The sequence below is a fragment of the Pseudonocardia sp. D17 genome, assembly GCF_036984265.1.
GTDB classification, from domain to species: Bacteria; Actinomycetota; Actinomycetes; order Mycobacteriales; family Pseudonocardiaceae; genus Pseudonocardia; species Pseudonocardia benzenivorans.
The window spans coordinates 17705-39434 of the sequence record NZ_BPRG01000036.1 but is presented as its reverse complement, the minus strand read 5'-3'; the positions used below and the strand labels follow the sequence as shown (position 1 = coordinate 39434).

Here is a 21730-nt window from a genome sequence, read left to right as displayed (position 1 = left end):
GACGACGTCCGACACCGAGCCGCTGACGGGGCGGGCGAGGCGCCGGGCCGGCACACGGCCCCCGCGCACGCCGCGGCCGCACAGGCCCCGCCGGAGACGTCCGTCCGGCCGCCGGTGTCCGATCCCCTCGCCGGCACTCCGTACCCGGAGCCGCGGTCCGGCCCCTTGGCCGCCCCGGTGTCGGGGTCGGTGTCGGGGTCGTTGTCGGACTCGTTGCCCCGGTCGTTCGTCGGGCCGCCGCCCGAGTCGCCGATGTCGGGGTCGCCCTACGTCGAGCCGTCGTACCTCGACCCGTCCCCGTACGCGGAGTCGGCCTCCAGCTCGTCGTCGTACGTCGAGTCGCCGCCGTACCCCGGGACGTCGGCCTCGGTCGAGGCGTCCTCGTACGTCGAGTCGCCGCCGCCCGGTTCGCACACGACGCGTCCCGGCACGGGCGCCGCGCCCGGCTCACCGGGGCACGGTGCTCCCGGGCACGACACGCCCGGACGCGGCTCGCAGCCGCAGGACGTGCCGCGCTCGCCCGCCCGTGGCTCCGGCCCGGCGCACGCGGCGGCAGCACCGTCCGCTGCACCGGCCGGGGCGGCGCACGCGACGCAGACCGGGGCCGGGACGACGCACCCCCGCACGCCCACGCCCGGGGCCCCGCACGCGACCGGCTCGCACCCCGTGCCACCGACGACCGGTTCCCTGCCGCGCCACGCCGGAACCCCGCCGCCGGGGACCCCGCCCGGCGCGGCGAACCCGGGCACCCTGCCGCCGACGACCCCGCCCCCCGGCTCGGCGCCCGGCTCCTCTGCGCCCGGCTCCTCTGCGCCCACCTCCTCTGCGCCCACCTCCTCCGCGCCCACCTCCTCCGGGGCCGGATCGTCCCCGCCGCGCCGTGGCACGACCGCCCAGCGGACCGACGGACCCGATCGGGTGGCCGACGTCGAGACGACCGTCGAGACGACGGTCCGCCGCGAGCTCCGGGAGCAGCCCGCCGCGGACCGGGACCTCTCGTCCGGGGGCGCCCACCGGGCCCGCCACGAGCCCGACGAGGACCCGGCCCGCGAGCCGGTCGCGCTCGCGCCGTCGGCGCGGTCGCGCGGCACGCTCCTGGTGGTCCTGTTCGTGGTGCTCGCCGTGGTCGCGCTCGTCGTCACGCTGCTGCTGCTGGTCCCGAAACTGACGGGTACGTCGCGCGCGATGTCCGCACCGTCCGGGTTCGACCCGGGTAGCGTGTCCCGCCAGGAGGACGGTGCGGCGGGCTGGACGGTGCATCGGGCCGGAAGGACCGGGGAGCAAGGCACGGAGGATGTCCGGTGAGCCCCGGCAGCAGGCTGTCCGCCGACCGCACGGCACGCGACTCCTCCGACGGGCGGTGTGGCCAGGCATGATGATCCGACTCTCGACACGACTCAGGAACCGGCGCCGATGACCACCCCCAGACTGCTGTCCGAGCGCTACGAGCTGGGCGACACGCTCGGCTATGGCGGCATGTCCGAGGTTCACCGCGGGCTGGACACCCGGCTCGGGCGTGACGTCGCCGTCAAGGTCCTGCGTGCCGACCTCGCTCGCGACCCGCAGTTCCAGTTGCGCTTCCGGCGCGAGGCGCAGAACGCCGCCGCGCTGAACCACCCGGCCATCGTCGCGGTGTACGACACGGGCGAGACCACCAGCGAGTTCGGGCCGCTGCCCTACATCGTCATGGAGTTCGTCGACGGCCACACCCTGCGCGAGATCGTCAAGACGCAGGGGCCGCTCGACCAGGGCCGCGTCCTCGACGTGATGGCCGACGTCTGTGCCGCCCTCGACTTCAGCCACCGGCACAACATCATCCACCGCGACGTCAAGCCGGCCAACATCATGATCAACACTGCGGGCGCGGTGAAGGTCATGGACTTCGGCATCGCACGCGCGCTGGGCGAGGGCCAGAACGTCACCCAGACGGCCGCGGTCATCGGCACCGCGCAGTACCTCTCGCCGGAGCAGGCGCGCGGCGAGGCCGTCGACGCCCGCAGCGACGTCTACGCGGCCGGGTGCGTGCTCTTCGAGCTGCTCACCGGCGATCCTCCGTTCACCGGCGACACCCCGGTCGCGGTCGCCTACCAGCACGTCCGCGAGGACCCGCGGCACCCGTCGGCGCTCAACCCCGCGGTGCCCCCGGAGCTCGACGCGATCGTCCTCAAGGCGCTGAGCAAGAACCCCGCGAACCGCTACCAGTCCGCGGCCGAGATGCGCGCCGACCTGATCCGGGTGCGCAACGGCCAGCGGCCGCAGGCGCCGCTCGTGATGAGCGACGACGAGCGCACGGCGCTGCTCGCCGCCAACGCCACGAGTCCCACCCGGCGGATCGGCGGCGCCGGCCGGCACACCCTGCCGCCCGACGCCGTTCCCGCCTGGCGCGACGAGGAGCCCCCGCCGCGCACCGGGCGCAAGATCGCCATCGTCGTGGGCATCGTCGCGGTGCTCGCACTGATCGCGTTCGTCGCTTACCAGTTCTTCGGGGGCCCGCCGTCGCCGAAGCAGGTGACCGTGCCCGACGTCGTGGGCCAGCAGCAGGAGGCCGCCCGCACGGCGGTCATCAACGCCGGGCTGCGCGCCGACATCGAGCAGACCGCCTCGACCCCCGACCAGGTCAACAAGGTCGTCAAGACCGACCCGGCCGGCAACACGCAGATCGCCGAGAACTCGACGGTCAAGATCTTCATCGGCAGCGGCCCGGCCCAGTCGGCGGTGCCGCCGATCGTCGGGCTGTCGGTGTCCGACGCGCAGGCCCAGTTGCAGGAGCGCGGTCTGACGCTGGGCCAGCAGACCGAGCAGGAGACGTCCGACCCGTCGATGGTCGGCAAGATCATCTCGTCGAACCCGGCGCCCGGCACGAACGCGGACGCCGGCACCCCGGTCGCGGTCGTCGTGGGCAAGCAGCCGTCGAACGTCTCCGTCCCGGACGTGACCGGGCAGGACGCCGACTCCGCCCGCAGCACCCTCACCAAGGCCGGCTTCCAGGTCCAGGTCCAGGGCGACACCAGCGGCGACGCCGTCGTCACGGGAATGAACCCGTCGGCCGGGACGAAGGTCGCCAAGGGCACGACCGTCACCATCACGATGGGCTCGAGCAACTCGGGCAACCAGGTGCAGATGCCCAACCTCGTCGGGATGGACGTCGCGAGCGCGCAGGCCGCAGTGCAGCAGGCCGGGCTGACGAACGTCCGCAGGCAGAACGTGCCGGTGAACGACCGCAGCCAGGACGGCAAGATCCAGCAGCAGACGGTGCCCGCGGGGCAGCAGATCGACAAGGACCAGCAGGTGACAGTGCTCGTCGGGCAGTACAGCGTCATCCCCAGCGGGGGCGGGGGTAACTGACATGCGCGTGCTCGTCGTCGACAACTACGACAGCTTCGTCTACAACCTGGTCCAGTACCTGGCCCAGCTCGGGGCGCAGAACACGGTCCGGCGCAACGACGAGGTCGAGCTCGACGAGCTCGACGACGTCGACGGCGTGCTGATCAGCCCCGGCCCCGGCGTTCCCGAGGAGGCCGGCCGGAGCATCGAGATCATCACCGCGTCCGCGGCGCGCAACATCCCGCTGCTCGGGGTGTGTCTGGGCCACCAGGCCATCGGCGCGGCCTGGGGTGGCGTCGTCGAGCGGGCGCCCGAGCTGCTGCACGGCAAGACGTCGATGGTGCACCACGACGGCGTCGGTGTGCTGCGCGACCTGCCCGACCCCTTCGTCGCGACGCGGTACCACTCGCTGGCGATCCGGCCCGAGACGCTGCCCCCGGAGCTCGAGGTCACCGGCCGCACCGAGGGCGGCGTGATCATGGCGCTGCGGCACCGGGACGCGCCCATCGAGGGCGTGCAGTTCCACCCGGAGTCGGTGCTCACCGAGGGCGGGCACCGGCTGCTGGCCAACTGGATGGCGTCGGCGGGCCACCCCGTGGCCGAGCCCCTGGTGGCCGGCCTCACCGCCGAGGTGGCCGCCCTCGGGGCGCAGCCGGCCTCCTGAACCGGACCCTCTCGGACCCGTCCGAGAGGGCGTTCGCCCACGCCAGGGGTCTGTCACGTTACGGTGGAGGCACGCCCGGGCGGCCGCCCCGGGCGCGCACAACCGTCTCGCGAGGTCCTGATGCCGAAGTCCAAGGTGCGCAAGAAGACCGCGTACACCCCGCCTGCCCAGCGTTCGGCCGCGCGCGCCGCCGGGCCGACGAGCCCGGTGTACGTCGCCGTCATGCTCGGCCTGATGCTCGTCGGTCTGGCCTGGCTGATCGTCAACTACCTCGCCGGCGACAACCTGGCACTGTTCAGCGCTCTCGGCTCCTGGAACTTCCTCATCGGATTCTCACTCATCGTGATCGGCCTGCTCATGACGATGAGATGGCGCTGAGCAGCGGAAATACACCGCTGTAAGCAGTCCACAGTGTGGATGGTCGCTGTGGACAAACTCACGAAAACTACTCTCGGTGATCTTCGACGACGCTGAATCGCCAGGTCCCGACGGCGAGTCGCCTGCCCGGTCCTGGAGCCCGCAAGCGGGGTTGGTCGCCCTCGCGTGGATCGGCGCCGCCGGCGCCGGCGCCTGGCTCGCCGTGCTCGTCGTCACCCACGGGGACCCCGCCGGTCGACTCTTCGCGGCCGTCCTGGGACTCGTGTTGCTCGTGGGGGCAGTGTGGGGCACCCGGGCGAGGCCTCGGCTGGCCGTGGGCCCGGAGGGCCTGACGGTCAGGGGCGGCTTCTCCCGGAGCCGTACACACCCCTGGGGACAGGTCACCGACGTGCGGGTGCTGCAGACACGACGCTTCGGTCGGACCGTCGCCACCCTGGCCGTGGACGTGCGCGACGAGTCCGGTCCCGGGGCCGACCCCGACGCCGCCGAACGGCTGCTGGTCTTCGGCAGGCTCGACCTCGGAGCGGACCCGGTCGACGTCGCGGCGACGGTGCTGGCCGCCCGCCGCTGAGCAGGCGGCCTCAGACCGCGAGGAGCATCACGGCGATCGACAGCACGGTCAGGGCTCCGATCGCTCCCGCCTGGAAGGCCGTCCGGTTGCGGGCGGGCGCGTAGACGAGCGCCGCCGTCGCGACGGCGCCGACGATCAGCCCGCCGAGGTGCCCGATCAGTGAGACGCCGGGCAACGTCACGCTCAGCACGATGTTGATCGCGATCACGACGACGACCTGCGTCATCGGAACCCGCATCCGGCGCAACGCGACCGCGAGGCCGCCCATCAGCCCGAACACCGCGCCCGACGCGCCGGCGACCTCGGAGTTGGCTCCGTAGAACAGCAGCGCCGCGGCCGATCCGCCCAGCAGCGCGACGAGGTACACCGCGAGCAGCCGGGTGCGGCCGAGCAGCATCTCCATGTCCCGGCCGATGACCCACAGCGCCAGCATGTTGAACAGCAGGTGCAGCGGGCCGTAGTGCAGGAATCCCGCGGTGACGACGCGCCACCACTCGCCCTGGGCCACGTACCCGGGGACCAGCGACCACGCCGCGAAGAGGTCCGAGCGGTCGTTGCCGTTCAGGCTGCGGGCCTGCACGACCGTCACGACGAACACGAGGACGTTGAGCGCGATCAACGACGTCGTGACGACCGGCGTTCGCGGACCCCGCGCGACCGGCCGGATCGTGCGTCGGGCCGCGGGCCGACCTTCGGCCACGCAGTCGACGCACTGGTAACCGACCGCCGCCTCCCGCAGGCACTCCGGGCAGGCCGGCCGGTCGCAGCGGGTGCACCGCAGGCCGGTCGGCCGGTCGGGATGGCGCACGCACACGGCGGGCGCCTGCGGCGGTCCGGAGGGGGGCGGGCCGGCGGGGTCGGTCACCTGGGTGTCGCTCCTACTGCTGGACCTCGACGCGCTGGATGACGACCGGCGTGAGCGGGCGGTCCGAGCGGTCGGTCTGGGTGGTCGCGATGGCGTCGACGACGGCGCGCGACTCCGCGTCGGCCACCTCGCCGAAGATCGTGTGGCGACGGTTCAGGTGCGGCGTCGGGCCGACGGTGATGAAGAACTGCGAGCCGTTGGTGCCGGGCCCGGCGTTGGCCATGGCCAGCAGGTAGGGACGGTCGAACTGCAGCTCCGGGTGGAACTCGTCGGCGAACTGGTAGCCGGGGCCGCCGCGCCCGGTGCCCGTGGGGTCGCCGCCCTGGATCATGAAGCCGCTGATGACGCGGTGGAACACCGAGCCGTCGTAGAAGGGGCCGCTGTCGCCACCCGCGGCGTTGGGCTGGGTGTACTGCTTGGTCCCGGCCGCGAGTCCGACGAAGTTCTCCACGGTCTTCGGGGCGTGGTCCGGGAACAGGTTGATCCGGATGTCGCCCTCGGAGGTCCGCAGCGTCGCGGTCTGCTTGGACTTGCCTGGGTCAGTCACATGCACCATCGTGCCAGCACCGGAAACGGACGCCCACGCGGGAAGCAGGTCCACCTCATGAGGACGAGCAGGAACGCCCCCGACCACCTCGCGACGATCGGCGAGTCCCTCGGCGAACTCGCGTCCGACGCCGCGGCCGACGTGCGCCACGGCGTCGAGCTCGGCAGCGGCCTCGTGGCCGACGTCGCGGCCCGGCTCGGCGACGTCGCCGCGGAGACCCTCACCGATGTCCGCCGCGACCTCGCCGCCCGGATCGAGCCGGAACGCCCGTCGCGACGTGGCTGGTGGCTGCTCGCCGGCGGGATCGCGGCGGCGGTGGCCGTCGCACTGTGGGCGATCCTGTCGCGCCGCCCGCAGCAGGTCGAGGACGAGCCCGTGCGCGCGGTGCCGCACGCCGTCCCGTCGGACGGAGGTTCGGCGAGCGGCGGCGGGGACGCCTCGGACGGCGCGGTCCCGTCCGCCGCGACCCGCAACGGCCACTCCTCCGACTGAGCCGCCGAGGCACGCCCACACCGCGACGCTGGTGTGGGGGTGCCCCCGCCGCACGCTCCGGGCGCAACCTCACGGTCCAGCCGGCCGACCGTGAGGACGGTGAGGTTGCGCCCGGGTCGTCGGCCGCAACCCCACGCTCGTGCCCGACGCCCCCGACGACACTCAGGTTGCGCCCGGTCTTCTGCGGTCCGCTGCGGCGCGGCCTCGCCGGCGAGAGTGGCCGATCTGCCGGCCTGCTGCGAGCCGACGGGCGCCCACCCACGAGGCGGACGGCCGGGCGTCATCCCCCGAGCCGGGCGCGGAGGAACCGGGCGACCGTCTGCTCGTAGCGGGCGGGGTCGGCGTTCCAGGAGGCCGTGTGCTCGACGCCGTCGACCTCCAGCATCTCGACCTCCCACCCCAGCGCGGGCGCGGTCCGGGCGAGCTCCCGGCTCGGCGCGACCGGGACGGCGGTGTCGGCGACGCTGTGCACGATCAGCGTGGGCGGCCGCACGGCGGGCGGGCGTTCCTGCAGAGCGAAGTGGTCGAAGTCGATCCCGATCCGACGGCTCGTCCAGCCCGCGGCGACGGGCGTCAGCGCCGGCGGCAGCCGTCGGTTCTGCGCCTGCTGGCGCAGGGTCGCCCGCCAGTCGACGAGCGGCGCGTCCCACACGAGTGCCCCGACCCGGCCGGCCTCCGACGACCGGTTCAGGAAGGCGCCCGAGATCGCGGCGCCCATCGACCAGCAGAACAACGCGATCCGCTCCGCCCCGGCGGCGACGACGTGCCGGACCGCGGCCTCCAGGTCCTCCCACTCGGTGTCGCCGAGGTGGTAGTGACCGTCGGGGCTGGGCGGCGCGACGTCGTCGTTGCGGTAGCTGATGACCAGCTGCGACCAGCCTTCCCGGTGCAGCGCGGGCAGCACCCGCAGGGCCTCGCGGCGGGCACCGCCCCGGCCGTGCACGTGGATGATCCAGGTGTCGGGCGAGGCCCCGGGCACCGACCACGCGGGGGCCGGCCCGAGCGGAGTCGACACGGCGACCTCGGTGAACTCCAGCCCGCGGGCGCCGGGGTCGGGGTCGTAGGGCCCGGTGTCGACGGCGGCCCGCGTGCCCGGCGCCGGCACCGGGCCTTCGAGCAGCTCCCGGACGACCCGGTCCTTCTCGACGCGCGCGATCGGCCCCATGACGGCCAGTCCCTCGGCCCAGCGCAGGCCCCACACACCAGGCTGCTCGACGAGCCGTGACCGCCGCAGCGTCACCGTGTGTCCGTCGGACGCCAGGACCTGCTCGGGCCACACGAGACGCTGCCGGGTGTCGAGCAGCAGGCTCGAGTAGAACCAGCCCGCACCCAGCACCCCCGCACCCAGCCCGGCGCCCAGTCCGGCGACGCCCGCGCCCACCCATCCGCTTCCCCGCACCCCCCGATCATCGCGCAGTCGGACCCGAACGGTCCCGTCGAAGGACGCGCGTCAAGTCGCACACGGTCATCCGGAGCGGTGAAACGCCTCCTACCTGCGCGTTCTCAACCACCGGAACGGGTGAAAACCGCTTCCCGACACAACCTCCCCGGGGGGAGGTCGTTGGTCGGTCAGATCACCGTCGCATCGTCCGAGACCCCCGATCGGAAGGATCCCCCTGCGATGAGCAGCCTTGCTCGGCGCACCCTGCGCACCACCGTGACCGCCGCGGGCATCGCGGCGCTCGGTGCCGGGCTCGCCGCTCCGGCCTTCGCGGCGCCGGAGCTCCCCGCCCTCCCGTCGGTGCCCGGTGCCGACGCGCTCCCCGCGGTGCCCGGCACCGACGCGCTCCCCGCCCTGCCCAGCACCGACGCGATCCCGGGTGCCGACGCGCTCCCGCCTGCGTTCAACTTCGAGCCGCCGACGGTCAACGGCGGCGACGACTCGGACGACTCCGACGACTCGTCCGACGGTGTCGCGACGAACGCCGCGCTGCCCTCGGTGCCGTCGCTCCCCGCGCTGCCGGGCACCGACGCCCTGCCCCCGCTCCCCACGCCGGCCGACGCCCTGCCGCCCGTGCCGACCGACGCGCTCGCGCCGGCCGTCAACACCGAGGGTTCGGTCACCCCCGACCCCACGGCCATCAACCCGGTCGACGCCCTCGCGTCGAGCGGCACCATCCCCGCGCCGCCGTCGGTCGACCCGGCCCAGGTCGCCGCGCTTGCGCAGAACCCCACCCAGGTCCAGGGCTTCCAGGTCAGCTGATCGTGGCCTGACCGCCCGGTCATTCGGAGCGGCGCGTCCCGCCGGGCCCTCAGCGTCGAGGGTCCGGCAGGGCGCGCCGTTCCGTGCGTCCGACGGCTCCGCCCGCCCCGCGGTCCGGCGACCCCACCTGCCCGCACGGTTCGGCGCCCCCCGCGCGGCCCGCGGTTCGACTCCCGCGGCCCGCGGTTCGACTCCCGCGGCCCGCGGTTCGGCGACCCCCGCGGCCCGCGGTGCGGCGACCCCGCGGCCGACCCCACTGACGCGACGCTCCGCGGCGACGCCCTCACAGCGGCCCGGGCGCGACGTCTTCGCTCGACCGGGTGCACCTCGAGCTCAACGGCCCCGCCGGTCCAGCGGGTCCGCGGTCACGCGGGACGCGGCATCGGCTGGTTCGCGCGCAGCAGGCCCGCCGGGTCGAGGGCCGCGGCGACCGCGGCGATGCGGTCGGCGACGCCCGGGTCGAAGGCCTCCCGCACCTCGGCGGGGGTGAGCGCGCCGTAGCTGAAGTTGAGCGAGCGGCCGAGCGCGGCGGGCAGGAACGGTGCGATCAGCCGTCGATGCAGGTCGACGACGGCGTCGAGGTCGTCCTCGATCGGCGAGAGGACCATCAGCGAGTACGCCGCGTCGCGGTGCCCGACGACGTTCGGCGTGGCGGGGGGTCGGGCCAGCGCCCCACCCAGGTGCCGGATGCCGACGACGCACATCGTCCCGGCCGACGGGCCGGCCGCCCGGGTGATCCCGGCGAGCGCGGCGGGGTCGAGCTCGCGCAGGAGACGGTTCTCCGAGCGGTAGGCGTGCGGCCGGTCGGGCTCGTCGAACACCGAGGCGGACTCCGTGTACGGGATCTCCCGCACGGTGTCGCGCAGGACGGGCCCGAGCCGGCGCAGCGGCGCGAGCACCCGACGGCCCTCCGCCGGGTCGCCGGACCACGCCAGCTGGACCTGTGCGACGTGCCGCCCGCGCAGGTCCGCAGGGACCACCGGGAGGTCGGGGACGACGAGCATCGCGACTGCCGAGGTCATCTCCTCGGGCACGGTCGTCGTCCACCGCCGCCAGCCCTCGAGGACGTCCGGAGCAGCGCGGAGGTCGAGGTGGAGCCCACCGCCGAGGATTGTTGTCACCTCGACGAGATCGATCTCCATCGCGACGACCACGCCCAGCCCCGCGCCACCGCCGCGCAGGACGGTGAACAGCTCGGGATCCGACGATGCCGTGACCTCGCGCAGAGCGCCGTCCGCGGTGACCAGGTCGATCCGGCGCACGTGGTCGGCCGCGAACCCGTGCCGACGGGCGAGCAGTCCGACACCGCCGCCGAGGGTGTAGGACACCGCGCCGACGCCGGGTGCGCTGCCCGAGAGCGGCGCGAGCCCGTGCTCGGCGGCCGCGTCGATGACGTGCTGCCACGAGGCGCCCGCCGCCAGCCGGGCCGTGCGCGTGGCGGGATCGACCCGGACGCCGGTGAGCTCGCGGGTGGAGATGAGGACGCCGCCGTCGAGGAGCCGGCCCTGGCCGTGTCCGCCGGACTGGACGGCGACGGGCAGCCGGTGCGCGGCGGCGTGGACGACGGCGGCGCGCACGTCGTCGGCCGACCTCGCGACGACGACCCGGTCGGGGCGGTGCCGGCCGGCACGCTGGAAGCCGGTGAGGACGTCGTCGAACCCGGGGTCGGCAGGGAGCATCGCGGTCGTCATGGCGCCGACGCTAGGAGGCCTTGCGGACATTGAACGTCCTTGTTCCGTGCGATCCTCGATCCGTGGCGGAACGTCGGGACATGCCTGCGCGGCTGCTTCGGCTGCTCGCGCTCCTGCAGCTGCGCCGCGAGTGGGCGGGTCCCGAGCTGGCCGAGCGGCTCGGCGTCACGACCCGGACGATCCGGCGCGACGTCGACCGGCTGCGAGCGCTGGACTACCCGGTCGCCGCGACGACCGGCACCGCGGGCGGCTACCGGCTGACGTCGGGCCGCAACCTGCCGCCGCTCGTCCTCGACGACGAGGAGGCCGTCGCCGTCGCGATCGGCCTCGCGACGGCGGCGGGCGGCAGCGTCGCGGGGATCGCGGACAGCTCGATGCGGGCGCTGGGCAAGCTCGAACGGGTGCTGCCCGCGCGGCTGCGGCCACGGCTCACGGCGCTGACGTCGGCGACCGAGGCCGTTCCCGGCGGCGACGTGCCACCCGCCGATCCGGCCGTGCTGGCCGTCCTCGCGTCGTGTGCCGACGACCGCCGGCTCGTGACGTTCGCGTACCGCAGCCGGTCGGACGCACCGACGCTGCGGCGCGTCGAGCCGCATGCACTGGTGACCGTCAAGGGGCGCTGGTACCTGCTCGCCTTCGACCCCGAGCGCGACGACTGGCGCACCTTCCGCGTCGACCGCATCACCGACCCGGCGACGACGCACCGCGTGTTCGCGCCCCGCGAGCTCCCCGGGGGCGACGCGGTCGCCGCGCTCGCCGGCTCGTTCGCCGCCGCTACCTACCGCTGGACGGCCGTCGTCACGGTCGCCGTCCCGGCCACCGACCTGCGGGACCGCCTGCCGGCGGCGCTCGTCGGCGCGGTCGAGCAGGCGGACGGCGGCAGCGTCGTGCGGATCAGCGCGGAGTCGGCCGACCTCGTGGTGCACGACGTCGCGACGGTCGCCGTCGTCGCCCCGCTCACCTCGATCGACGCCCCGGCAGAGATCCGGGAGCGGCTGCGGACGCTGGCGTCCCGGCTCGCCGGAACGGATCTCCCGCCGCCCGGCGGTGCGCCCGTGGACAATGCACCCGTGGACCCCGCAGGTACGCAACCGTGACGGCCGTCGGAGACGACGCCCGCGCGGCACCCCTGCGCGCCGATGTCGACCCGACACCGCAGTGCCCCCTCCCGCGCGTCGACGGCGGCTGGGCGACGGTCTACGCCGATCCGCCGTGGCGGTTCGCGAACCGGACGGGCAAGGTCGCGCCGGAGCACCGTCGGCTCGACCGCTACGACACGATGACCACCGCGGACATCGAGGCCCTGCCCGTCGCGGACGTCGTCGCCGACAACTCCCACCTGTACCTGTGGGTGCCCAACGCGCTGCTGCCCGAGGGGCTCGCGGTCATGGGCGCGTGGGGCTACCGGTACGTCTCCAACCTGGTGTGGGCGAAGCGTCGCAAGGACGGTGGGCCGGACGGACGCGGCGTCGGCTTCTACTTCCGCAACGTCACCGAGCTGATCCTGTTCGGCGTGCGCGGCTCGCTGCGGACGCTGGAACCGGGGCGCCGGCAGGTCAACATGATCGAGACACGCAAGCGGGAACACTCGCGCAAGCCCGACGAGGCCTACGAGCTCATCGAGGCCTGCTCCCCCGGCCCCTATCTCGAGCTGTTCGCCCGTTACCCCCGGCCCGGCTGGGCCGTCTGGGGCAACGAGTCCGCCGCCGATGTGACGCCTCGCGGACGCCTCTTCCCGACATACCGCTGACCTCGGGAAACCGGCTCCGGAACACTGGACCCGACCGCTGGTCGGGAGGAAGATCCGTCGCCATGGCGAAGACTCCGGACCTGAAGCGAGGCCAGCGCCTGTCGGACGCTCAGCGTGCCAAGGTCGGCGCGGAGCTGCTGAAGAGGTACGAGGCCGGCAAGAGCGTCCGCCAGCTGTGCGCCGAGACCGGCTACAGCATCGGCCGCGTCCGGCGCCTGCTGGAGGACGCCGGCGTCACCTACCGGGCCCGGGGCGGGGCGGGCCGCCGCCGCGCGAGCTGAGCCCGCCACCTCCCTTGACGGTCGCCGCTCGCAGGACGGCGAGCGGTCCGAGGTCGGGTGCGTCGGACATCCCGAGTACGAACGCGGCGAGCCGCGCGACCTCGTCGGACGGCAGGGCGACCGCGGCGTTCGAGGTGAACTTGGCGGCCACGTCGGCGTCGGTGAGCGGGTTCTCGGCGCCGCCGCGCTGGTGGCGCAGCTCGTTCTCGAACACCCTCCCGTCGGTGGTGACGACGCGGACACCGCCGCCGAACGAGCCGCCGGTGTCGGAGTAGCGGCGCAGCTCGTAGCGCACCTTCGCCGCGACGGCCAGCACGTCGGGGTCCCCGATCGCCTGGTCGGTGAAGGTCTCCACCCCCACCGCGCCGTGCGCGACCCGGGCCCCGAACGCGTACGGGATGCTGAACTTCGCGTCGTACGCGGTCCGGGGGGCCGCCTTGTCGGCGGCGGGTTCCAGCACGAGGATCACGCCCGTCTCGTCGGTGAACGCGGTGATCTCGGCGATGTCGCCGGCGCCGAGGTGCTCCTCGTCGAGGATCGCCGACAGCGCGTCGAGCGGAGCGTGCACGTAGTGGCACGCCGGATAGGGCTTGAACGCGATCTCGTCGGTGAGCCAGCGTTCGCCGAGGCCGTCGGTGACGCTCGACAGGTCGGGTTCCTCGCCGCGCAGGTAGGCACCGAAGAACCCGCGGTCGCCCTCGACAACCGTGGCCGGGCCGGTGGCGCCGTGCAGGGCGAACCAGACGGCGTTGATGGCCGCGTGGGCGGCCCACCCGGGATGGAACGGCTTGGTCTCCGAGCCGTCGGCCAGGAACTCCATCAGGCCGCCGGCCATGCTGCCCGCGATCCCGAACGCGTTGCGGGTCTGCTCGGCGTCGGCCCCGGAGAGCCGTGCCGCGGTGGCCGTCGCACCGAAGACGCCGCACACGCCCGTCGGGTGGAAGCCGCGGGCGTGCAGTGCGGCCCCCGCGGGCCTGCCCAGCCGCACCGAGACCTCGTTGCCGAGCGCGATCGCGGTCAGCACCTCGGCGCCGGAACGACCGGTGTGCTCGCCCATTGCGAGCGCCGCCGGCACCGTCGCCGCGCTGACGTGCACGATCGACCCGGCGTGGGTGTCGTCGTAGTCGAGTGCGTGCGCGAGCGCGCCGTTGACCATGGCCGCCATGTCGGCGGGCAGTCCCCCGGCCTGCCCGACGACCGATGCCGGTCCGCTCACCCCGCGCTCGGCGTAGGACGCCCGCACGTAGGGCACGGCGTCGAGACCGAGTGCGGCGAGGGCGCAGCCGAGGGTGTCGAGCGTGTGCATCGACGTCGCGGTCCGGGTGGCCTCGGGCAGCGCCGCGGGCTCGGTCCCGACGACCAGCTCGGCGAGCCGTCCCGAGATCGTCACCGCGCGTCCGGGCCCATCGTCAGCGCGGCCCGGTTGACCTTGCGCGCCTTCGAGTCCTCCATCGCCTGCAGCACGTCGTCGAGCGGATAGGTCGCGTCGACGAGCTGGTCGAACGGCAACCGGCCCACGTTGCGCGAGATGAAGTCCAGCGCCCCCTTCAAGAACCGCTGGTGGTAGCGGATCACCGGGTGGATGGTGACCGAGCGGCGCGTCAGCGACCCGATGTCCAGCCCGATCTCCACACCGGGCATGACGTTGCCGATCTCGACGTACGTCGCCCCCGGGCGGACCATCTCGACACCCTCGAGCACCGCCGAGCCGACGCCGGTGAGCTCCAGCCCGATGTCCGCGCCGCCGTCGGTGAGCTCCCGCACCCGGGCGATGCGGTCGCCCGGCTCGGGTGCCTCGTCGAACGAGACGACCTCGTCGGCCCCGAACGCCTTCGCCGCGTCGAGCCGGCGCTGCACCGCGTCGACCACGATGACGTGCGCCCCGCGTTCCTTGGCGACGGCGACCCCCCACAGCCCCAGACCCCCGGCGCCCTGGATGACGACGGTGTCCCCGGCGGTGACGCCACCGCGGTCGACCCCCGCGGACACCTGCGCGAGCGCACAGTTCGCGCTGACCGCCGCGAGCGGGTCGACGTTGTCGGGGACCTTGAACAGGTGCTGGAACCGGCCCACGTAGTAGTGGGTGCCGAAGGTGCCGGTGAAGTGCGGGAACTCGTCGGGCGAGGCGATCCAGTGGTTGTAGGCGTTCTCGCACAGGTGCGTCAGGCCGCGGGCGCACTGGCGGCAGTGCTGGCAGAACGCGAAGTAGACCACCGAGACCAGGTCACCGGGGTGCAGCTCACGACCCGCGGAGTCGGTCGGCCGGGTGGCCGGGTCGACCACCCGCCCGATCACCTCGTGCCCGAGGACGATCGACTTGAGCGGGTGCTTGTCGGCGAACATGTGCAGGTCCGACCCGCAGATGCCGGCGGCGACGGTCTCGATGAGCAGGCTGCCCGGCTCCGGGGTCGGCAGCTCGTACTCGCGGAGCTCCACGCTCCCGGGCTCGGGCATGTAGGCCAGGCGTCCCGTGGTCATGGGTGCGTCCTTCCGGTCCTCCGACGGTGGGCCGGACGACACGGCCGGTGCCGCGCCGCCCGTCGTGCTCGGGTCTGACTGTCGCTCACCGCACGCCCGGCTGCAGGCCGGCCGGCGACGGTCCCGAGACCGGCGCGGATCAGGAACCGGCGCGGGTTCTCGGCGCGATCTCGGGCATCGGCTCCTTGGCCTCCGGGAAGCGGGACACGCCGCGGGCGGCGCCCTTCTTGTGCACGTAGAAGGTGCGTTCGAACGAGCAGACGATGTCGCCGTCCTGGTTGAGGGTGCGGGTGTAGACCCCGACGATGCCCGCCTCGGGCCGCGACGCCGACTCGCGCTTGGCGATGACCTGCGACTCCGACCACAGGGTGTCGCCCGCGAAGACCGGGTGGGAGAACTTCACGGCGTCGAGGCCGAGGTTCGCGAAGGCGTTCTGGGTCACGTCGATGACGCTCTGGCCGATGGCGATGGCGAGGGTCAACGTCGACACGACGAGCCGGCGCCCGAACTCGGACCCTGCCCCGACCTGCTCGTTGAAGTGGGCCTGGTTCGTGTTCATCGTCAGCAGCGTGAACCACGTGTTGTCGGTGTCGTCCACGGTGCGCCCCAAGGGGTGCCGGTAGACGTCGCCGATCTCGAAGTCCTCGTAGAACCGGCCCTGCCACCCAGGCTGGACTGTCACCGTGCTCCGCCCCTCGCTCCACACCGTCGTCGACCGGCCCCGGATCGTTGCCGCTCGCACGCTAAACATCAGACTTTTCCCCGTCAACCGTCGCACGCCGGTTGCCCGAAGGGAGTCGGCTACCGTCTCGGGCCATGTCCGCGCCCGGAAGCAGACGGCTCGAGTACGAGCGCGTCGCCGACGAGCTCCGCAGCATGATCGTCACGGGCGAGCTGCGTCCCGGCGACCGGCTGCCACCCGAGGGCGAGCTGACCGAGCGGATGGCGGTCAGCCGCAGCACCCTGCGCGAGGCCCTGCGGGTGCTCTCGACGCAGAAGCTGCTGACGTCGTCGCGTGGCGTGGGCGGGGGCACGTTCGTCGCCGAGCCGTCGACCGACGACGTCGCGGACTACCTCCAGACGTCGATCGGCATGCTGTCGCGCAACCGGCTGTCGGTGGGCCAGCTCCTGCAGGTGCGGACGATGATCGAGGTGCCGGGAGCAGGCCTGGCCGCCCGGCACCGCAGCGAGGCCGACCTCGACCGGCTGGCCGCGACCGTGGTCGTGGCGGGCGACGCCGCCGGCGGGAAGGAGGTCGACTGGTCGGCCAACAGCCGCTTCCACGTGCTGCTGCTGCGCGCCACGGAGAACCCGCTGCTGGAGGTCGTCGCCCGGCCGATCTTCACCGTCATGCGCGACCGGTTCCTGCGCGACCGGGCGGGCGCGGAGTTCTGGCGCCGGGTCGCCGTCGAGCACGCCGAGATCCTCGGGCACGTCCGCGACCGCAACGCCGCCGCCGCGAGCCGCGCCATGCGCAACCACCTCACCGCGCTGCGCGACACCTACACCCGCATCGACGTCTCCGACCTCGGCGGCACCGCCGACGGGACCGGCGGCGACCGATGACAAGGTCCGACCTCGGGCGCCCGACGAATCGCCCCACACCGGGCCGATGAGTTCCGCCGACGGCGACGGTCCCCTCTGCCGATCGCGCGTCGCCGACGCGCCCCCGACGAAGGAGCACGCACCATGGGCGCCATCACCGTTCACGAGTTCATCACCCTCGACGGCTGCATCGGGGCGCCGATGTGGACGTTCGACTACCCGTTCACCGACGAGATGGCCACGACGATCGGCGACATCACCGGCAAGGCGACGGCGATCCTGCTGGGCCGTCGGACGTTCGTCGAGATGGGGCCGGCCTGGTCGGCCCGCACCGAGGAGGACGACCCGGGGGTCCCGTTCTTCAACAACACGGCCAAGCACGTCGTGTCGGCCTCGCTGACCAGTGCCGACGGCTGGAACAACTCGCACCTGCTGGGCGGCTACGACGCCGACGTGATCCGGCGGTTCAAGGACGAGACCGACGGCGCCATCTACGTGTCGGGCAGCGGCACGCTGGTGCGGGCGATGCTCGCCGACGGCCTCGTCGACGAGCTGCACCTGTTCGTCTACCCGGTCGCGCTCGGGACGGGCCCCAAGCTCTTCCCCGAGGGCACCGAGAGCACGCTCGCGCTGTTGGGCTGCGAGAGCTACACCAACCAGGTGGTGCACCTGACCTACGGCCCGCGCTGACGGTCGGTGCCGCGGCGGCGGGGTCAGGCGGCCGGCGTCGTCAGCGCGGGGAGCCGCCATCCGAGGTACGCCGCGGCGAGGGAGAGCGCGGTGCACGCGACGGCCCCCAGGACGACGGCCACCTGCCGCCGCGCCCCGCACCGCAGCGTCACGATGGTGACGGTCGCGCCGGCCGCGGCCGCGACCGCGCTGACGTCGTGGCGCAGCACCACGGGGACCGAGCCGGTCATGATGTCGCGGATCGCACCCCCGCCGACGGCGCTCACCGTTCCCAGCAACACCGCACCCAGTGCCGACATGCGCTTGTCGAGCGCGACGATCGTGCCGACCCCGCACACCAGGCCGAGCCCGACGGCGTCGAACGGCACCCGCATCCCGGGCAGCAGCACCCCGAGCCCGACGTGGCCGAACGCCGCCAGCAGGCCGCCGACGAGCGCCGTCGCCGGGTAGGCGACGGAGCCGAGCGCCGCCGGCGGGTGGCGGTGCACGACGAGGTCGCGGACCAGCCCGCCCCCGAGCGCCGACACGAACGCGACGGCGAGGACGCCGACCAGGGCGAACCCCGCCGACACCGCCATCAACCCGCCCTCGACGGCGAACAGCAGCACCGACACCAGGTCGAGGACGACCAGCCACAGTGGACGGTCGTCGTCGATCCCGTCCTGGGTGCTGCTGGTCAGGGACCGCAGGGTCGCGGCGGTCATGGTGGCGCCTCCTGGTGGTGGGTTCACCGTCGACCTTGCCCCCGCGGGCGCCGCCGCGCGGTCGGGCGGCCGGGCCACCCGGGGTGCGACGCCCGTATCGGCCGACCGGGGGACGTCAGCCCAGGGCGGCGACCTTCCGCTGCAGCACCGCGCGCTCACGGTCGTTGCGGCACAGCCGGATCGCGGTCTCGAGGTCGGCCCGGGCGGCGTCGGCCCGGCCCAGGCGGGTGAGCAGCTCGCCGCGCACCGTCGGGAGCAGGTGCGAGCCGGTCAGCGCCCCACCGGCGGCCAGCTCGTCGACGATCGCCAGCGCCGCCGCCGGCCCCTGCGCCATCGACACCGCCACCGCCCGGTTGAGATCGACGACCGGCGACGGCGCGAGCCGGCCCAGCGCCTCGTAGAGCAGCACGACGCGCTCCCAGTTCGTCTCGGCGACCGAGCCGGCGACGGCGTGGCACTCCGCGATCGCCGCCTGCAGGCCGTAGTAGCCAAGCCCGCGACCCGCGGAGTCGACGCGGGCCAGCGCAGCCCGGCCCCGGCGGATCGCGGCCCGGTCCCACCGCCGGCGGTCCTGGTCCTCCAGCAGCACCGGCTCGCCGTCCGGCCCGATCCGTGCGGGGAAGCGCGCGGCCGTGAGCTCCAGCAGCGCCAGCAGGCCGTGGACCTCGGGCTCCTCGGGCATCAGCCGCGCCAGCACCCTGGCGAGCCGCTGTGCCTCACCGGCCAGGTCGAACCGGATCAGGTCGTCGCCGGAGCTCGCCGACGAGCCCTCGGTGAAGATCAGGTACACGACGCTGAGCACCGATCCGAGCCGCTCCTGACGGTCCTCGGGCGGCGGCACCGCGAACGGCACCCGCGCCGCGCCCAGCGTCTTCTTGGCGCGGGTGATCCGTGCCTGGACGGTCGCCGTCGGGACGAAGAAGGCCGTCGCGATCTCGTCACTGGTCAGACCGCCGACGACGCGCAGGGTGAGCGCGACGCGTGCCTCCGGCGACAGCGTCGGATGGCAGGAGACGAACATCAGCGCGAGCACGTCGTCGTCGATCCGGTCGGGGTCCCACAGCACGTCGTCGGCCTCCTCGGCCGGTCCCCCGCTCCCGCTGACGATGCCGCCCTCGCCCAGGTCGCGGGCGAGGGCGGCGTACCGCTCGTCACGTGCCGACCGGCGGCGGAACGCGTCGATCGCACGGCGCCTGCCGGTGGTCAGCAGCCATCCCGCCGGGTTGCGCGGCACTCCGTCGCGGGGCCACGTCACCAGCGCCTCGGCCAGCGCCTCCTGGGCGAGGTCCTCCGCGAGCGCGAAGTCGCCGGTGTAGCGGGTGAGCGCGCCGACGATCCGGGCCGACTCGATGCGCCACACCGCGGCGACGGCCTGCCGCCCGGTCGGGTCAGCCATCGCTCAGAGCTGGCCGTTGGCCTCGCGCCACGCCCGCTCCTTCTTGATCCACTCGTTGTCCTGCGGGAACTCGTCGATCGTCGTGACGCGCCGGATCTCGGTCTTGAAGCCCTTCCCGCCGAAGGCCGGCAGGCGCTTGGCCCACTCGACCGCCTCCTCCTTCGAGGCGACGTTGAGGATGTAGAAGCCGCCGAACAGCTCTTTGGTCTCCCCGTACGGTCCGTCGGTGACGACGGGCGCCTCCGCCGAGTAGTCCACGACGACGCCCTCCGACGCATCCGCGAGGCCCTCGGCGGCCAGCAGCACGCCGGCCCGGATCAGCTCGTCGTTGAAGCGGCCCATCGTCGCGATGACCTCGTCGAAGTCGAGGGCGCCCATGCTCGCGTAGCCCTCGTCGGTCGCCCGCATGATCAGCATGTACTTCACGGTGTGTCTCCCTGAGTCGTCGGGTCGCCCCTCGCGACCCTCTCATCCACGGGTCGAACGGGCATCGGTCCGGATCGACACGTCCGGGAAAAATCTTCCGCAACCTTCCTGCGGGGCTCAGCCCGGCCCGCCACCGACGCCGATCTCGTTGCCGTCGGGGTCGTGGAAGACCGCCTTGCGGACGCCGTTTCCGTACGTCTCCTGCAGGTCCGGGGTGATGCCGCGGCTCGCGACGTCGCCGAGGAGCGCGTCGAGATCGTCGACGAACAGGGTGAGCAGCGAGTGCCCGGCGGCGGCCGGCTGCACGACGACGTAGACGTGGCGGTACTCGCCGATCGTCCAGACCCGCTCGACGTCGTTGGGCGCGAACGTCTCGACCTCGCCGAAGAACTCGCCGAAGAAGCGGTCGAACCAGTCCACCGCCCGGGCCAGGTCACGTACCGCGATGCCCGCGAAGAGGTCCATACCGGTCCAGACCGCGCGACGGCCGGGAAGTCATCGGGACGCGGCGGTCCCGACCGCGGCGGCGCCGGGGCGCACCTGCTGCACGACGTAGCAGACCCAGCCCGCCGCCACGACCCCGACGACGCTGATCAGCCGGTACAGCACGACGACGGGCAACGCCGCCGCCACCGGGACCCCGCCCGCGGTGAGCGCGAGCACGAGCGTCGCGTCGACGACACCGATCCCGCCGGGCAGCGGCGACAGTCCCGACGTCGCCATCCCCGCGGTGTAGGCGACCAGCAGCAGCGGCAGCCCGAGACCGTGCATCTGCAGCGCCGCGGCGCACGCGGCGAGACAGCCGAGGTCGAACGCCCAGTTCGCGACCGCACAGCCGCCGGCGGCGAACCAGTCCGCCGGGCGTGGCCGGACCGCCTGGAGCTGGCCGACGAGGTCGTCGAGCGCCGCCGCACCCGCCGCCGGCTCGCGCCGGCGCAGCCGGTTCACCCGGGTCAGCACGTGCGCGCACGCGGCCCGGACCAGCTCCGGATGCCGGCTGAGATGGCGGACCAGCACCGCCACGGCCAGCAGTCCGAGCAGCTCGCACACGCTGCCGACGAGCCCGCCGCTGCGTCCGGCCAGCAGGGCGCCGGCGAGCCCCAGCGCGACGAGCGACCCCGTCGCGAGCACGCCGCCCGCCACGAGGACCCACGTCCCGACGGCCACCGTGGCGCCCCGGTCGCGCATCCACCGGTAGGTGTACGCGGTCGAGAACGCGGCACCACCCGGGAGCGTCACGTGCAGGGCGTTGGCGACGAACGCCGCGGCCACCGACGCACCCGCCGGGGTCCGCACCCCGGCGGCGGCCAGCAGGCGGCGCCGGCCCAGGCCGAACATGCTCATCGACACCACCGTGGCGACGACCGCGACGCCGAACCAGTCGACGTCGATGGCCTGCAGTGCCGCGACGGCGTTGCCCACCTCCGGCGCGACCACGACGATCTCCACGACGACCAGCACCACCGCGGCGAGCGCGAGCAGCCGGCGGCCCCGTCGCGACCGCGTCCTCGGTGCCGGGCGTGCGCCGTCGGCCCCGCCCGCAGCGCCCGGTGACCGGACGTACTCAGGGCGCGGAGCCGGTACCGCCGGGAACGCCATACCACCGAGTCTGGCCCGGCGAGCTGTGCGGGACCTGTGATCGGGCTGTGCGTCCGGCCGCGGTCCCGCACGGGCGGAACGGGGAACGGGGAGCACCTCGGTGACCCTACGTTGCGGGCCGGGAGG

23 protein-coding genes are annotated in these 21730 nt (G+C 73.9%); 11 read left to right on the top strand and 12 right to left on the bottom strand.

The window, feature by feature from the left end:
* The first annotated feature begins 1413 nt into the window (after positions 1-1413).
* The 4 genes from pknB to PSD17_RS05735 all read left to right on the top strand — a co-directional run bounded on the left by pknB (position 1414) and on the right by PSD17_RS05735 (position 4937).
* Complete coding sequence (gene pknB / locus PSD17_RS05750; protein ID WP_339122007.1) at positions 1414-3345, top strand: Stk1 family PASTA domain-containing Ser/Thr kinase; 1932 nt, start codon at positions 1414-1416, stop codon at positions 3343-3345.
* Between the two features lies 1 nt (position 3346).
* A complete protein-coding gene (locus tag PSD17_RS05745) occupies positions 3347-3988 on the top strand; it encodes an aminodeoxychorismate/anthranilate synthase component II (protein ID WP_103384571.1) in 642 nt (213 codons plus the stop codon).
* A gap of 120 nt (positions 3989-4108) precedes the next feature.
* A complete protein-coding gene (gene crgA, locus PSD17_RS05740) occupies positions 4109-4366 on the top strand; it encodes a cell division protein CrgA (protein ID WP_013672330.1) in 258 nt (85 codons plus the stop codon).
* Between the two features lie 151 nt (positions 4367-4517).
* Positions 4518-4937: a PH domain-containing protein gene (locus PSD17_RS05735; RefSeq protein WP_158703257.1), complete on the top strand. Its 420-nt coding sequence runs from the start codon at positions 4518-4520 to the stop codon at positions 4935-4937.
* A gap of 10 nt (positions 4938-4947) precedes the next feature.
* On the opposite strand, the gene PSD17_RS05730 is transcribed toward PSD17_RS05735, so the two are convergent.
* Entirely contained in the window at positions 4948-5802 is an 855-nt protein-coding gene (locus PSD17_RS05730) for a rhomboid family intramembrane serine protease (protein ID WP_013672328.1), read from the bottom strand.
* Between the two features lie 13 nt (positions 5803-5815).
* Complete coding sequence (locus PSD17_RS05725; RefSeq protein ID WP_013672327.1) at positions 5816-6358, bottom strand: peptidylprolyl isomerase; 543 nt, start codon at positions 6356-6358, stop codon at positions 5816-5818.
* Positions 6359-6406: 48 nt separating this feature from the next.
* Between PSD17_RS05725 and PSD17_RS05720 the strand changes: the two genes are divergently transcribed.
* Complete coding sequence (locus PSD17_RS05720; RefSeq protein WP_339122003.1) at positions 6407-6841, top strand: hypothetical protein; 435 nt, start codon at positions 6407-6409, stop codon at positions 6839-6841.
* A 280-nt stretch (positions 6842-7121) separates the two neighbouring features.
* Here PSD17_RS05720 and PSD17_RS05715 read toward each other — a convergent pair whose 3' ends face one another.
* On the bottom strand, positions 7122-8240 hold the full coding sequence (locus tag PSD17_RS05715; RefSeq protein ID WP_193788432.1) for an alpha/beta hydrolase family protein: 1119 nt from the start codon (positions 8238-8240) through the stop codon (positions 7122-7124).
* 222 nt (positions 8241-8462) lie between these two features.
* Here PSD17_RS05715 and PSD17_RS05710 point away from each other — a divergent pair, with 222 nt between their 5' ends.
* Positions 8463-9044, top strand: coding sequence for a hypothetical protein (locus PSD17_RS05710; RefSeq protein ID WP_339122001.1), 582 nt, complete (start codon positions 8463-8465; stop codon positions 9042-9044).
* 365 nt (positions 9045-9409) lie between these two features.
* Here the strand turns inward: PSD17_RS05710 and PSD17_RS05705 are convergent, their stop codons facing one another.
* A complete protein-coding gene (locus PSD17_RS05705) occupies positions 9410-10735 on the bottom strand; it encodes an FAD-binding oxidoreductase (RefSeq protein WP_233899254.1) in 1326 nt (441 codons plus the stop codon).
* 80 nt (positions 10736-10815) lie between these two features.
* On the opposite strand from PSD17_RS05705, the gene PSD17_RS05700 reads away from it, so the two are divergent.
* The 3 genes from PSD17_RS05700 (at position 10816) to PSD17_RS05690 (ending at position 12766) form a co-directional block, all read left to right on the top strand.
* The gene (locus tag PSD17_RS05700) at positions 10816-11832 is read left to right on the top strand and encodes a helix-turn-helix transcriptional regulator (protein WP_339121998.1); all 1017 of its coding nucleotides are present in this window, start codon (positions 10816-10818) and stop codon (positions 11830-11832) included.
* Complete coding sequence (locus PSD17_RS05695) at positions 11829-12485, top strand: MT-A70 family methyltransferase (protein ID WP_013672321.1); 657 nt, start codon at positions 11829-11831, stop codon at positions 12483-12485. The genes PSD17_RS05700 and PSD17_RS05695 overlap by 4 nt, the downstream gene beginning before the upstream one ends.
* Positions 12486-12547: 62 nt before the next feature.
* Complete coding sequence (locus PSD17_RS05690) at positions 12548-12766, top strand: helix-turn-helix domain-containing protein (RefSeq protein WP_013672320.1); 219 nt, start codon at positions 12548-12550, stop codon at positions 12764-12766.
* Here PSD17_RS05690 and PSD17_RS05685 read toward each other — a convergent pair.
* From PSD17_RS05685 to PSD17_RS05675, 3 genes are all read right to left on the bottom strand, one after another.
* The gene (locus tag PSD17_RS05685) at positions 12720-14156 is read right to left on the bottom strand and encodes an MmgE/PrpD family protein (protein WP_339121997.1); all 1437 of its coding nucleotides are present in this window, start codon (positions 14154-14156) and stop codon (positions 12720-12722) included. The two genes, PSD17_RS05690 and PSD17_RS05685, sit on opposite strands and share 47 nt — an antisense overlap.
* Positions 14153-15244: a zinc-binding dehydrogenase gene (locus PSD17_RS05680; RefSeq protein WP_339121995.1), complete on the bottom strand. Its 1092-nt coding sequence runs from the start codon at positions 15242-15244 to the stop codon at positions 14153-14155. The genes PSD17_RS05685 and PSD17_RS05680 overlap by 4 nt, the downstream gene beginning before the upstream one ends.
* A gap of 139 nt (positions 15245-15383) precedes the next feature.
* The gene (locus tag PSD17_RS05675) at positions 15384-15926 is read right to left on the bottom strand and encodes a MaoC family dehydratase (protein ID WP_165965648.1); all 543 of its coding nucleotides are present in this window, start codon (positions 15924-15926) and stop codon (positions 15384-15386) included.
* Between the two features lie 134 nt (positions 15927-16060).
* Between PSD17_RS05675 and PSD17_RS05670 the strand changes: the two genes are divergently transcribed.
* Both PSD17_RS05670 and PSD17_RS05665 read left to right on the top strand, forming a co-directional pair.
* A complete protein-coding gene (locus PSD17_RS05670; RefSeq protein WP_013672316.1) occupies positions 16061-16810 on the top strand; it encodes a FadR/GntR family transcriptional regulator in 750 nt (249 codons plus the stop codon).
* Positions 16811-16933: 123 nt separating this feature from the next.
* Positions 16934-17479, top strand: a complete 546-nt coding sequence (locus tag PSD17_RS05665; RefSeq protein ID WP_013672315.1) for a dihydrofolate reductase family protein — start codon at positions 16934-16936, stop codon at positions 17477-17479.
* Positions 17480-17502: 23 nt separating this feature from the next.
* Here PSD17_RS05665 and PSD17_RS05660 read toward each other — a convergent pair whose 3' ends face one another.
* The 5 genes from PSD17_RS05660 to PSD17_RS05640 all read right to left on the bottom strand — a co-directional run bounded on the left by PSD17_RS05660 (position 17503) and on the right by PSD17_RS05640 (position 21604).
* A complete protein-coding gene (locus PSD17_RS05660; RefSeq protein WP_339121991.1) occupies positions 17503-18183 on the bottom strand; it encodes a trimeric intracellular cation channel family protein in 681 nt (226 codons plus the stop codon).
* 115 nt (positions 18184-18298) lie between these two features.
* A complete protein-coding gene (locus PSD17_RS05655) occupies positions 18299-19579 on the bottom strand; it encodes an RNA polymerase sigma factor (protein WP_339121989.1) in 1281 nt (426 codons plus the stop codon).
* Between the two features lie 3 nt (positions 19580-19582).
* Positions 19583-20005: a YciI family protein gene (locus PSD17_RS05650; RefSeq protein ID WP_013672312.1), complete on the bottom strand. Its 423-nt coding sequence runs from the start codon at positions 20003-20005 to the stop codon at positions 19583-19585.
* 117 nt (positions 20006-20122) lie between these two features.
* On the bottom strand, positions 20123-20470 hold the full coding sequence (locus tag PSD17_RS05645) for a VOC family protein (protein WP_339121987.1): 348 nt from the start codon (positions 20468-20470) through the stop codon (positions 20123-20125).
* Between the two features lie 30 nt (positions 20471-20500).
* Positions 20501-21604 carry a lysylphosphatidylglycerol synthase transmembrane domain-containing protein gene (locus tag PSD17_RS05640; protein WP_339121985.1) on the bottom strand — a complete coding sequence of 368 codons (1104 nt, stop codon included), beginning with the start codon at positions 21602-21604 and terminating at the stop codon, positions 20501-20503.
* Between the last annotated feature and the right edge of the window lie 126 nt (positions 21605-21730).